1 protein-coding gene is annotated in these 564 nt (G+C 69.9%); it reads left to right on the top strand.

Going from position 1 to position 564, the window contains the following annotated elements:
* Window positions 1-118 precede the first annotated feature (118 nt).
* The coding region (locus tag DWZ15_RS09090; protein WP_147352332.1) for a helix-turn-helix domain-containing protein at window positions 119-564 on the top strand (446 nt) is incomplete at its 3' end.

Below are 564 nucleotides of genomic sequence, written 5' to 3'. Positions count from 1 at the left end.
CCTTGATTATCGACTTTATCCGAACACCTCCCACATTCATCCGTACATGTACGGATGAATGTGGGAACCCGATACCCTGAGGGCCGGATCGGCCGGCCCCGGGAGATCGGAGGACGGCATGTCCGGAAAGAAGAAAAGGGGCTCCGCAAGGGCGGTCCCGAGGGCCTACGGAAGGCTCACGAGGCACGAGCGGGACACGATCCAGAGGATGCTGGAGCGCAGGGCGTCATGCAGGGAGATCGCGAGGGAGCTGGGCAGGTCGCCCTCGACGGTGAGCGCCGAGGTGGCGTCGCACAGGTTCGTGACGGCGCCGAAGGCCAGGCGCGGCGAGCGCGTGGACGCCTCCGCCGACCTGTCGGCGGCCTGCCCGCGCCTGGCCGCGTGGCCGCGCAGCTGCAACGGGTGCGGGCGGTACCGCGCGATCGGCTGCAAGCGCCGCCCCCACGTCTTCTACGAGGCCCGGGCCGCGCAGCTGTGCGCCGACTCGGTCCTCGTCTCGTCCAGGCGTGGGATAGACGCCGACGAGCCCGCCGCGGCGGCCAGGCTGGAGGCGATAAGGGACTG

Source organism: Collinsella sp. AF29-7AC, from assembly GCF_003475665.1.
GTDB lineage: Bacteria > Actinomycetota > Coriobacteriia > Coriobacteriales > Coriobacteriaceae > Collinsella.
Note: the sequence above shows the minus strand (reverse complement) of the source record. Positions and strands in the feature narration are given on the sequence as shown.